Annotated in this window: 2 protein-coding genes and 1 pseudogene; all 3 read left to right on the plus strand. The window is 71.8% G+C overall.

The genetic code is table 11. The features are described 5' to 3' along the window. The coding region (locus tag ACIGDI_RS43315; RefSeq protein WP_399908545.1) for a type I polyketide synthase at positions 1 to 2,807 on the plus strand (2,807 nt) is incomplete at its 5' end. 125 nt (positions 2,808 to 2,932) lie between these two features. Continuing rightward, positions 2,933 to 11,428 (plus strand): annotated as a pseudogene (locus ACIGDI_RS43320) (type I polyketide synthase); the annotation flags it as partial. Positions 11,429 to 11,484: 56 nt separating this feature from the next. Next, the coding region (locus ACIGDI_RS43325) for a type I polyketide synthase (protein ID WP_399908547.1) at positions 11,485 to 13,014 on the plus strand (1,530 nt) is incomplete at its 3' end.

The following is a 13,014-nucleotide window of genomic DNA, read 5'->3' on the forward strand; positions in this document are numbered from 1 at the left end:
ACGGCACCACCGTCGACTGGACCCAGTCCTTCACCCACCACCCAGCCCACACCGTCGACCTCCCCACCTACCCCTTCCAACACACCCGCTACTGGCTGGAGGCCGGCCGGCGTCTCGACCGGGAGCAGGCCGCAGGTGAGTTGGGCCTCGCTACGGCCGATCACCCGCTGCTCGCTGCGGCCGTCTCCCTCGCGGACGACAGCGGCGCGGTGCTCACCGGGCGGCTGTCCGTACGCAGTCACCCGTGGCTGGCCGACCACGCCGCCCTCGGAACCGTGCTGCTGCCCGGTACCGGCCTGGTCGAGATGGGCCTGCGAGCCGGGCAGGCAGTCGGCCTCGACGTCCTCGAAGAACTCACGCTCGAGGCGCCGATGCTGCTGCCCTCCGAGGACGACGTCGACGTCCAGGTCGCCGTGGGAGCCGAGGACGAGACGGGCCGCCGCCCACTGAGCATCCACTCGCGCACCGCCACCCCGGAAAGGGAGGCCACGTGGACCCGGAACGCGACCGGCACCCTGGCTCCCTCCGCGGCCGACACGGCCGTGCCCCCGGCCGAACTGACCACCTGGCCGCCGCGCGACGCGGAGCCGGTCGGCCTCGACGGCTGGTACGCGGCGCTCGCGGCAAGCGGCTACGACTACGGCCCGGCGTTCCAGGGGCTGCGCGCCGCGTGGCGGCGTGGTGAGGAGGTGTTCGCGGAGGTCGCACTGGCGCGGGACCAGGCGGATGACGCCACCGGTTTCGGACTGCATCCGGCCCTCCTCGACGCCACCCTGCACGCCATAGAACTCGGTGTGCTGCCGCAGCACGGGGACACGCGACTGCCGTTCGCGTGGAGCGGTGTGCGGCTGCATGCGGCGGGTGCCGCGGTGGCGCGGGTGCGGTTGGCTCCGGCCGGGCCGGACGCGGTCTCGCTCCAGCTCGCCGACGCGACCGGTGCGCCCCTCGCGACGGTGGACTCGCTCGCCCGGCGCACCGTGGCGCCCGAGCAGCTGACCGCCGGCCGGAACCAGCTCGGTGAATCCTTGTTCCGCCTCGACTGGGTCGCAGAGACGGCATCGACACCGTTCAGTGGTTCGTGGGCCGTGGTCGGTGCGGGTGGGGTGGGTGTCGCCTCGGGCGAGTGTGTGGGCTCGTTCGCCTCGCTCAGTGAGCTGGCGGCCGCCGGCCGGGTGCCGGATGCGGTGGTGGTACGTCCTGCCCCAGGTGCCGAGGCCATCGATGTTCCCCAGCAGGTGCACGACACGGTCGCCTCGATGCTCGAGCTGCTCCAGGAGTGGCTGGCGGACGACAGGTGGTCCGCCTCCCGGCTGGTAGTGGTGACACGAGGAGCCGTGGCCGCGTCCGACGGTGAACCCGTGACGGACATGGCGGGCGCAGCCGTATGGGGTCTGGTGCGATCGGCCCAGTCCGAGAACCCCGATCGGTTCGTGTTGGTGGACTGCGACGACGAGGGCGATGTTCCGGTCAGCGGACAGGCGCAGTCGGCAGTGCGCTCGGGCGAAGTTCTGCTTCCCCGGCTGGAGCGTGCCCAGGCCCGTTCGGCGACGGTGGTGTCGCCGTGGGCGGGTGACGGCGCGGTACTGGTCACGGGTGCGACGGGTGCACTGGGTCGTCTGGTGGCACGGCACCTGGTGATCGAGCACGAAGTAAGCCGACTGCTGTTGTTGAGCCGGCGTGGTCCGCAGGCGCCGGGGGCCGTCGAGTTCGAGGCGGAGCTGACGGGTCTGGGTGCGTCGGTGCGCACGGTGGCGTGCGACGTGGCCGACCAGGAGGCATTGGCCCGGGTGCTGGCGGAGTCCCCTGTCAGCGCGGTCGTGCACACCGCGGGAGTGCTGGACGACGCGGTGGTCCAGGGGCTGACCCGTGAACGGGTGGACGCGGTGCTGCGTCCGAAGGTCGACGGGGCCTGGGCCCTGCACGAGGTGAGCACCGAACTCGGCCTCGACCTCACCGCCTTCGTCCTCTTCTCCTCCGTCCAGGGCGTGCTCGGCGGACCCGGGCAGGGCAACTACGCGGCGGCGAACGGCTTCCTCGACGCTCTGGCGCACCATCGCCGGGCCCAGGGGCTGCCGGCCACCTCGCTGGCCTGGGGCCTGTGGGCCGAGGGCGGCATGGAGGCGGCCCTCGACGACACCGACCGGGAGCGGATGGCTCGCACCACGGGCATGACCGCGCTGGAGCCCGAACAGGGACTGGCCCTGTTCGACCTCGCCCTGAGCCGACCGTCCGCGTACGCGGTACCGGCCAGGCTGAATCCGGCCGTGCTGCGGTCACGTCCGGTGGAGGAGCTGCCGCCGGTCCTGCGCGGGCTGGTCCGTACGCCGGTCCGTCGTGCCGCCGAGGCGGCCGCCCCCGGCACCGCGACCGTCCCCCTCGCCGACCGGCTCGCGGCACTGCCTCCAGGTGAGCAGGAAAAGTCGCTCGTCGACCTGGTGCGCGCGGAGGTCGCCGCCGTCCTCGGGATCACCGAGAAGGTCGAGGCCCGGCGCGGCTTCAAGGACCTCGGCTTCGACTCGCTGACCGCGGTCGAGCTGCGCAACCGCCTGAACAAGGCCACCGGCCTGCGACTGCCCGCCACCCTCGTCTTCGACCACCCCACCCCGGTGGCCGTGGCGGAGCTGGTACGCGAGCGGCTGTTCCCGGCGCGGGAGCAGGCCCCCGAGGCGTCGACCGCCCCGGTCGCGAGCCCCATGGACGAAACGCCCACCTTGGCCGCGTCCATCCCCGACATCGAAGCGGACCTGATCGACGGCATGGACGTCGACGAGCTCGTCCGCCTGGCACAAGAAGGCATCGGATCCTGATGAGTACGGAAAGTGGGAAGGACATGACGGACGCCTCGTCCGCGAAGGTCGTAGCCGCTCTGCGGGACTCCCTCAAGGAGACCGCGCGGCTTCGGAAGATGAACCAGGAGCTGCAGGACACGGCTCACGATCCGATCGCCATCATCGGGATGAGCTGCCGCTACCCGGGAGGGGTCGGTTCCCCGGAGGACCTGTGGGAGTTGGTGGCCGCGGGCCGGGACGCGATCTCCGGATTCCCGGAGGACCGCGGCTGGGACCTGGACCGCCTCTTCGACGAGGACCCGCAGCGGACCGGCACCTCGTACACCCGTGAAGGCGGATTCCTGTACGACGCCGCCGGGTTCGACGCCGAGTTCTTCGGCATCTCCCCGCGCGAGGCGCTCGCCATGGACCCGCAGCAGCGGCTGTTCCTGGAGGCCTCCTGGGAGGTCTTCGAGAGGGCCGGCATCGACCCGGCGTCCGTCCGCGGCACGCGGGCCGGCGTCTTCGCGGGGCTCATGTACCACGACTACGGCCCCGCCCTGCACGAGGCCACCGAGGGCGTCGAGGGCCACCGGCTCACCGGAAGCCAGGCGAGCGTGCTCTCCGGCCGCGTCGCCTACACGCTCGGCCTCACCGGCCCGGCGGTCACCGTGGACACCGCCTGCTCCTCGTCGCTGACCGCCCTGCACCTGGCCTCACAGGCCCTGCGTCGGGGCGAATGCACCATGGCCCTCGCCGGCGGTGTCGCGATCATGGCCACGCCCGGCACGTTCGTGGAGTTCAGCCGCCAGCAGGGCCTTGCCCAGGACGGCCGCTGCAAGTCCTTCGCGGAGGCAGCGGACGGCACCGGCTGGTCGGAAGGTGTCGGCGTCCTGCTGGTGGAGCGGCTGTCGGACGCGCGGCGCAACGGCCACCGTGTGCTGGCGGTCGTCCGGGGCAGTGCGATCAACCAGGACGGTGCCAGCAACGGCCTCACCGCCCCCAACGGCCCCGCCCAGCAGCAGGTCATCCGCGATGCCCTTGCCAACGCCCGGCTCACCACCGCCGACGTGGACGCGGTGGAGGCGCACGGCACCGGCACCAAGCTCGGTGACCCGATCGAGGCGGGGGCGCTGCTGGCGACGTACGGCCAGAACCGCCCCCAAGACCGGCCGCTGTGGCTCGGCTCCGCGAAGTCCAACATCGGCCACACCCAGGCTGCCGCCGGTGTCGCGGGGGTCATCAAGATGGTCATGGCGATCCGGCACGGACTGCTGCCGCGCACCCTGCACGTGGACGAACCGTCGACGTACGTCGACTGGGAATCCGGCGCGGTGCAGCTGCTGACCCAGGAGCAGACCTGGCCCGATTCCGGCCGTCCGCGCCGGGCCGGGGTCTCGTCGTTCGGGATCAGCGGCACGAACGCCCACGTCATCCTGGAACAGGCACCCGAGGAAGAGCCAGTCGAGCCGGAAACCGGCTCGCTGCCGCTGACCCCCGTCGTCCTCTCCGCCCGGAACGAACAGGCCCTGCGCGCTCAGGCCTGGCGACTCCTGAACCATTTGGAGAACGACGCTCCCGACGTCCCCCTCCTCGATCTCGCCTCCTCCCTCGCCCTGACTCGCGCGGGCCTGGAACACCGCGTGGTCGTGCTCGCCGCCGAGGACACCGACCTGCGCGAGGCCCTCACGAACCTGACCGAAGGCCGGGACACGTCCCGGATCGTCACCGGAACGGTTCAGGCGGGTTCGACGGCGTTCTTGTTCACGGGTCAGGGCAGTCAGCGGGCCGGTATGGGACGGGAGTTGTACGAGTCCTTCCCCGTGTTCGCGGCCGCGCTGGACGAGGTCTGCGCAGAGCTGGACACCCACCTGGACCGCCCCCTGCGCGAGGTGATGTTCACCGACGACACCGAAGGACTGCTGCACCAGACCCGCTACACCCAGTGCGCCCTGTTCGCCTTCGAGGTGGCACTCGCCCGCCTGTGGCACAGCTGGGGGGTACGACCCGACTACCTGACCGGCCACTCCGTCGGCGAGATAGCGGCCGCATACACGGCCGGACTCTGGTCCCTGCGGGACGCCTGCCGCCTGGTCGCAGCCCGCGGCCGGCTCATGCAGAACCTGCCCCCGGGCGGAGCGATGGTGTCGATACAAGCCTCGGAAGCCGAGGTCCTGCCCACCCTGACCGACGGCGTCCAGATCGCCGCACTCAACGGCCCCGCCTCCACCGTCATCGCAGGCGACGAGGAGACGGTCCTGTCCCTCACCGCACACTGGCGCAACCAAGGCCGCAAAACCAAACGGCTGCAGGTCTCCCACGCCTTCCACTCCCACCACATGCAACCCATGCTGGCCCAGTTCCGGCAAATCGCGGAAGGCCTGTCGTATCTGTCACCGCAGATCCCGCTGGTGTCGAACCTGACCGGACGCACCGCCACCACCGAAGAGATCACCTCCCCCGAATACTGGGTCCGCCACGCCCGCGAAGCAGTCCGCTTCGCCGACGGCATCAACGAACTGCACACCCTCGGCGTCACCACCTACCTCGAGATCGGCCCCGACGCCGTCCTCACCGCCATGACCCGCGACACCCTCCCCGCAGACGATGTCGCCGAACTGGAGTTCGTCCCATCCGTGCGCCGGGACCGGCCGGAAGCCGCGGCCGTCGTCACGGCTCTGGCGCGGATGCACGTACGGGGATCGGGTCCCGACTGGCGGGCCGTGTTCGCGGGTCGCGGGTCGCGTACGGTGGAACTGCCCACGTACGCCTTCCAGCACAGGAGTTACTGGCTTCGGGCCGAGAGCGGTCCGCGCGGTGACGCCGTCACCGGTCTCGGACTGGGGTCGGCGGGACACCCCCTGCTAGGCGCCGTCGTGTCCCTCGCGGATGCCGACGGAGCCGTCTACACCGGCCGGCTGTCGCTGGCCGGTCAGCCGTGGCTCGCCGACCACGCGGTTCTCGGCACCGTGCTGCTGTCCGGCACCGCCCTCGTGGAGATGGGCCTGCGCGCGGGCGAGGCGCTCGGCATGGACGTCGTGGACGAACTGACCCTCGAGGCCCCGTTGGTCCTGCCCGAACGCGGCGCGGTCCAGGTCCAGGTGACCGTGGCTGCCGAGGACGAGACGGGCCGCCGCCCGCTGAGCATCCACTCGCGCCCGGAGAACGCCGACACGGACGCCCCCTGGACCCGGCACGCCACCGGCACCCTCGTCTCCGGCACCGACCGGGAAGCGGCCTTCGCACTGCACCAGTGGCCGCCGGCCGGTGCGACACAGCTCGACATCACCGGGCACTACGAGGCGCTGGCGGAAAGCGGCTACGACTACGGGCCGGCGTTCCAGGGGCTGCGGGCTGCCTGGCGGCTTGGTGAGGAGGTGTTCGCGGAGGTCGTCCTCGCCGAGGAACAGGCCGGTGACGCGCCCGGCTTCGGGCTGCACCCCGCCCTCCTCGACGCCGCCTTCCACGGGATCAGCCTCGGTGTGCTACCGCGGCACGGCGACACCCGGCTGCCGTTCGTATGGAGCGGTGTGCGGCTGTACGCGGCGGGTGCCGCGGTGGCGCGGGTGCGGTTGGCTCCGGTCGGGCCGGACGCGGTCTCGCTCCAGCTCGCCGACGCGACCGGTGCGCCCCTCGCCATGGTCGAGGAACTGACCCTGCGCTCCGTCTCCACCGACCAGCTCCGGCATGCGGCGTCCGCCGGCTTCGACGATGCCCTGCTGCGTATGCGGTGGGTGGCATCGGTGCCGGAGGCGGCGCCGTTCAGCGGTTCGTGGGCCATGGTCGGTGGCAGCGGGGTGGGCGTCGCCTCGGGCGAGTGTGTGGGCTCGTTCGGGTCGCTCAGTGAGCTGGCGGCGACCGACCTGGTGCCGGATGCGGTGGTGGTGCGCGCCCCCACGAGCACCGGCGACTCTGTCCCCCAGCGGGTGCACGACGCGGTCGGCTCGACGCTCGACCTGCTCCAGCAGTGGCTGGCGGACGACAGATGGGCTGCCTCCCGGCTCGTGGTGGTGACACGAGGAGCCGTGACCGCCTGCGACGGCGAGCCGGTCACGGACGTAGCCGGCGCGGCCGTATGGGGACTGGTGCGATCGGCCCAGTCGGAAAACCCGGACCGCTTCGTGCTCGTCGACTCCGACACCGGAGGCGACGTGCCGGTGAGCGGGCATGCGCAGTCGGCGGTGCGGACAGGCAAGGTCGTGGTTCCCCGGCTGGTCCGTGCACAGCCGGGCCCGGCGACGGACTCGCCGTGGGCGAGTGAGGGCACGGTGCTGGTCACGGGTGCGACAGGTGCACTGGGTCGTCTGGTCGCGCGGCATCTGGTGGCCGAGCACGGAGTGCGCCGGCTGCTGTTGCTGAGCCGAAGCGGCCCGCAGGCCCCGGGAGCCGGTGCGTTCGAGACCGAGCTTGCCGCCCTGGGCGCGTCGGTACGGACCGTGGCGTGCGACGTGGCCGACCAGGAGGCATTGGCCCGGGTGCTGACGCAGTCACCGGTCACAGCTGTCGTGCACACCGCGGGAGTGCTGGACGACGCCGTGATCCAGGGGCTGACCCGTGAACGGGTGGACGCGGTGCTGCGTCCGAAGGTCGACGGGGCCTGGGCCCTGCACGAGGTGAGCACCGAACTCGGCCTCGACCTCACCGCCTTCGTCCTCTTCTCCTCCGTAGCCGGTACCTTCGGAACCGCCGGCCAGAGCGGTTACGCCGCCGCCAACACCTTCCTGGACGGCCTGGCGCATCACCGCCGGGCCCTGGGGCTGCCGGCCACCTCGCTGGCCTGGGGCCTGTGGGCCGAGGGCGGCATGGAGGCGGCCCTCGACGACACCGACCGGGCACGTCTGGCCCGCACCGGGCTCACCGCGTTCTCCCCCGAGCAGGGGCTGCGGCTGTTCGACCAGGCGCTGGCGCTGGACGCCGCCGAGGTCGTACCGCTGGGCCTCGACCCGGCTGCGCTGCGGTCACGTCCGGTGGAGGAGCTGCCACCGGTCCTGCGCGGGCTGGTCCGTACGCCGGTCCGTCGTGCCGCCGAGGCGGCCGCCCACGGCACCGCGACCGTCCCCCTCGCCGACCGGCTCGCGGCACTGCCCCCAGGTGAACAGGAGAAGCACCTCATCGACCTGGTCCGTTCCGAGGTCGCGGATGTCCTGGACTACGGCGCCCCGGACACCGTGGACGCCCGGCGCGGCTTCAAGGACCTCGGCTTCGACTCGCTGACCGCAGTCGAGCTGCGCAACCGCCTGAACAAGGTCACCGGCCTGCGACTGCCCGCCACCCTCGTCTTCGACCACCCCACCCCGACGGCGCTCGCCCGGCACCTGCGCTCCGAGCTGGGCCTCCCGGACAACGACCCGTCCGCCGTGCCGGCGGCGACCACCGCCGCCCTCGCGGGGACCGACGACGATCCGATCGCCATCATCGGGATGAGCTGCCGCTACCCGGGAGGGGTCGGTTCCCCGGAGGACCTGTGGGAGTTGGTGGCCGCGGGCCGCGACGCGATCTCCGGATTCCCGGAGGACCGCGGCTGGGACCTGGACCGCCTCTTCGACGAGGACCCGGACCACACGGGCACGACATACGCGAAGGACGGCGGATTCCTGTACGACGCCGCCGAGTTCGACGCCGAGTTCTTCGGCATCTCCCCGCGCGAGGCGCTCGCCATGGACCCGCAACAGCGACTCCTGCTGGAGACCTCCTGGGAGCTGTTCGAGCGGGCGGGCATCGACCCGCGGTCCCTGGCGGGCAGCCGTACGGGGGTCTACGCGGGGGTGATGTACCAGGACTACGCCAGTCGACTGCCCGCGTTGCCCGGTGACGTCGAGGGCTACATCGGCACCGGCAACACCAGCAGTGTCAACACCGGCCGGATCGCCTACACCTTCGGCCTGGAAGGACCGGCTGTCACAGTCGACACCGCGTGCTCGTCCTCCCTCGTGGCCCTGCACATGGCCATCCAGTCGCTCCGCTCTGGCGAGTGCGCCATGGCGCTGGCCGGCGGTGTGACGGTCATGTCGTCGCCGGGGACCTTCGTGGACTTCAGCCGCCAGCGCGGACTGGCGCCCGACGGCCGCTGCAAGCCCTTCGCGCAGGCCGCGGACGGCACCGGCTGGTCCGAGGGCGTCGGTCTGCTGCTGGTGGAGCGGCTGTCGGACGCGCGGCGCAACGGCCACCGTGTGCTGGCGGTCGTCCGGGGCAGTGCGATCAACCAGGACGGTGCCAGCAACGGCCTCACCGCCCCCAACGGCCCCGCCCAGCAGCGGGTCATCAACCAGGCGCTGGCCGCGGCCGATCTGGAGCCCGGAGACATCGACGCCGTCGAGGCGCACGGCACCGGCACCAGGCTCGGTGACCCGATCGAGGCCGGCGCGCTGCTGGCGACGTACGGCCAAGACCGCCCGGAGGACCGGCCGCTGTGGCTCGGCTCCGCGAAGTCCAACATCGGCCACACCCAGGCTGCCGCCGGTGTCGCGGGGGTCATCAAGATGGTCATGGCGATCCGGCACGGACTGCTGCCGCGCACCCTGCACGTGGACGAGCCGTCGACGTACGTCGACTGGCAGTCCGGCGCCGTGAAACTCCTCACGCGGGAACAGCCGTGGCCCCAGACCGGCCGCCCACGCCGCGCGGGCATCTCGTCCTTCGGCATCAGCGGCACGAATGCCCACGTCATCCTGGAACAGGCACCCGAGGAAGAGCCAGTCGAGCCGGAGCCCGACTCGTTGCCGCTGACCCCCCTCGTCCTCTCCGCGCACAACGAGCAGGCCCTGCGCGCCCAGGCCGCCCGCCTGCTCACCGATCTGCGGGACCGGACCGATCCTCCGGTCCTGTCCGACCTGGGCGCCGCCTCGGCCCTGACCCGAGCAGCCCTCGATCACCGGGCCGTGGTGATCGCCGCCGACCACGACGAACTCCACACCGCCCTCGACGCTCTGGCCCAGGGCAGGCCCAGCGCCTACGTCACGACCGGAACGGTTCAGGCGGGTTCGACGGCGTTCTTGTTCACGGGTCAGGGCAGTCAGCGGGCCGGTATGGGACGGGAGTTGTACGAGTCCTTCCCCGTGTTCGCGGAGGTCCTGGACGAGGTCTGCGCAGAGCTGGACACCCACCTGGACCGCCCCCTGCGCGAGGTGATGTTCACCGACGACACCGAAGGACTGCTGCACCAGACCCGCTACACCCAGTGCGCCCTGTTCGCCTTCGAGGTGGCACTCGCCCGCCTGTGGCACAGCTGGGGGGTACGACCCGACTACCTGACCGGCCACTCCGTCGGCGAGATAGCGGCCGCATACACGGCCGGACTCTGGTCCCTGCGGGACGCCTGCCGCCTGGTCGCAGCCCGCGGCCGGCTCATGCAGAACCTGCCCCCGGGCGGAGCAATGCTGTCCCTGCAAGCCTCGGAAGCCGAGGTCCTGCCCACCCTGACCGACGGCGTCCAGATCGCCGCACTCAACGGCCCCGCCTCCACCGTCATCGCAGGAGACGAACCGGCAGTCCACACCATCGCCGAACACTGGCAGACCCAAGGACGCAGGACCAAACTCCTCCAGGTCTCCCACGCCTTCCACTCCCACCACATGCAACCCATGCTGGCCGAGTTCCGGCAGGTCACCGAAAGCCTCACCTACCTGCCACCCCAGGTGCCGCTGATATCGAACCTGACCGGACGCACCGCGACCACCGAAGAGATCACCTCCCCCGAATACTGGGTCCGCCACGCCCGCCAAGCCGTCCGCTTCGCCGACGGCATCAACGAACTGCACACCCTCGGCGTCACCACCTACCTCGAGATCGGCCCCGACGCCGTCCTCACCGCCATGACCCGCGACACCCTCGCTGAAGCGGGCCCACGGGTGCTGCTCAGTGCCGCTCAGCGGCGCAAGCGGTCCGAGGTGCGCACGCTCCTGACCGCGCTCGCGGAGGTGTGGACGAGGGGCGCGTCGATCGATTGGCGGGCTCTGCTGGGCCGTTCCGGAGCGCGTCCGGCGCAGCTGCCGACGTACGCCTTCCAGCACAGCCGTTACTGGCTGGAGGCCGACCCGGCCGCCCTCGCACCTGCGGTTGCCGTACGACAGGAGGCGAAGGCCGCCGCGCCGGCCGGTGCCGCGACCGCACCGGCCGACGTCCTGGCCGGGCTCCCGGAGTCCGAGCGGGTGGAGCATCTGCTGGGCCTCGTGCGGGCCGAGATCGCCGCGGCCCTCGGCTACGGCCACCCCGAACAGGTCGACCCGGAGAAGTCCCTGAAGGACATGGGCTTCGACTCCATGGCCGCGGTGACCCTGCGCAACCGGCTGGGTGAGGTGACGGGCCAAGTGCCGCCCGCGACGCTGGTGTTCGACCATCCGACCCCAGAGGCGATCGCCACCTTCCTGGCCTCCCGTGTCCCGTCGGCGGCCGCCGTCGATGCCGCGAGGGCGGAATCCGGCCTCGACGGCCTCGCCGCCGGACTGGTCTCGGCGGCCGAGGACGCGGGCGCGCGGCAACGCATCGTCCAGCGTCTGGAGTCCCTGCTGCGCGAGGTGGCCGCAGCGGACATCGCCCGTTCCGCCGGCCTCGGATCCCCCGACGGCCGCACGACCCCCGACGGTCTCGGGGACCTCGACGGCTTGACCACCGACGACGAACTCTTCGCGTTCATCGACAACGAGCTCGGCACCACCTCGTGACAAGGAAGCCAACCATGAGTGATCAGGACACGAAGCTCCGTGACTACCTCAAACGGGTGACGGCCGAGCTCCAGGAGACGCGCCGCCGACTGAAGGACACGGACGACCGGAGCACCGAGCCGCTGGCGATCGTCGGTATGAGCTGCCGTTTCCCCGGCGGGGTGCGCTCGCCGGAGGACCTGTGGGATCTGGTGGCCGCCGGACGGGACGCCATATCGGGCTTCCCGTCCGACCGGGGCTGGGACCTGGAGGGACTGTACGACGCCGACCCGGAGCACACCGGCACCTCCTACGCGAAGGAAGGCGGGTTCCTCTACGACGCCGCCGGCTTCGACGCCGCCTTCTTCGGCATCAACCCGCGTGAGGCGCTGGCCATGGACCCGCAGCAGCGGCTGTTCCTGGAGGCCTCGTGGGAGGCCGTCGAGCGGGCAGGCATCGATGCCGACACGCTGCGCGGCAGCCGTACCGGGGTGTACGCCGGCTGCGTCAGCGACGACTACCAGCTGATGCTCACGCACCCCCCGGAGGGCACCGAGGCCTACCGGATGACCGGCACCGCCACCAGTGTCCTGTCGGGGCGGGTCGCCTACGCCTTCGGCTTCGAGGGCCCGGCGGTCACCGTCGACACGGCCTGCTCCTCGTCCCTGACCGCCCTGCACCTTGCCGCGCAGGCGCTGCGCCAGGGCGAGTGCACCATGGCCCTCGTCGGTGCGGTCACCGTGATGGCCACCGCGTCCGGCTTCGTGGACTTCAGCCGCCAGCGCGGTCTGGCCCCCGACGGCCGCTGCAAGCCCTTCGCGGACGCGGCCGACGGCACCGGCTTCGCCGAAGGCGTCGGCGTCCTGGTCGTCGAGCGGCTGTCGGACGCCCGCCGCAACGGGCATCGGGTACTCGCCGTGGTTCGGGGCAGTGCGATCAACCAGGACGGTGCCAGCAACGGCCTCACCGCCCCCAACGGCCCCGCCCAGCAGAAGGTGATCCGCGCGGCCCTCGCCTCCGCGGGACTGGAACCGGGCGACGTGGACGCAGTGGAGGCGCACGGCACCGGCACCAGGCTCGGTGACCCGATCGAGGCCGGCGCGCTGCTGGCGACGTACGGCCAGAACCGCCCGGAGGACCGACCGCTGTGGCTCGGCTCCGCGAAGTCCAACATCGGCCACACCCTGGCCGCGGCCGGTATCGCCGGAATCATCAAGATGGTCATGGCGATGCGCCACGGACTGCTGCCGCGCACCCTGCACGTGGACAAGCCCTCGCGCTACGTCGACTGGACATCGGGGTCCCTCGCGCTCCTCACCGAGGAGCAGCCCTGGCCGGAGACCGGCCGTCCGCGCCGGGCCGGTGTCTCGTCCTTCGGTATGAGCGGTACGAACGCCCACGTCATCCTGGAGCAGGCACCCGAGCCCGAGCTCGCCGGGCCCGCGCCCGTCGAGGAGCTCAAGCCCGCCGAGCCGACTCCGCTTCCCCTCGTCCTCTCCGCCAAGACGCCCACGGCGTTGCGGGATCAGGCGGTGCGGTTGTTGGCGCATGCCCAGGCGCACCCCGAGGTGTCGGTCGCGGACCTGGGCCTGTCCCTGGTCACCACA

Source organism: Streptomyces sp. NPDC085900 (assembly GCF_044540925.1).
Lineage (GTDB): Bacteria > Actinomycetota > Actinomycetes > Streptomycetales > Streptomycetaceae > Streptomyces > Streptomyces gilvifuscus.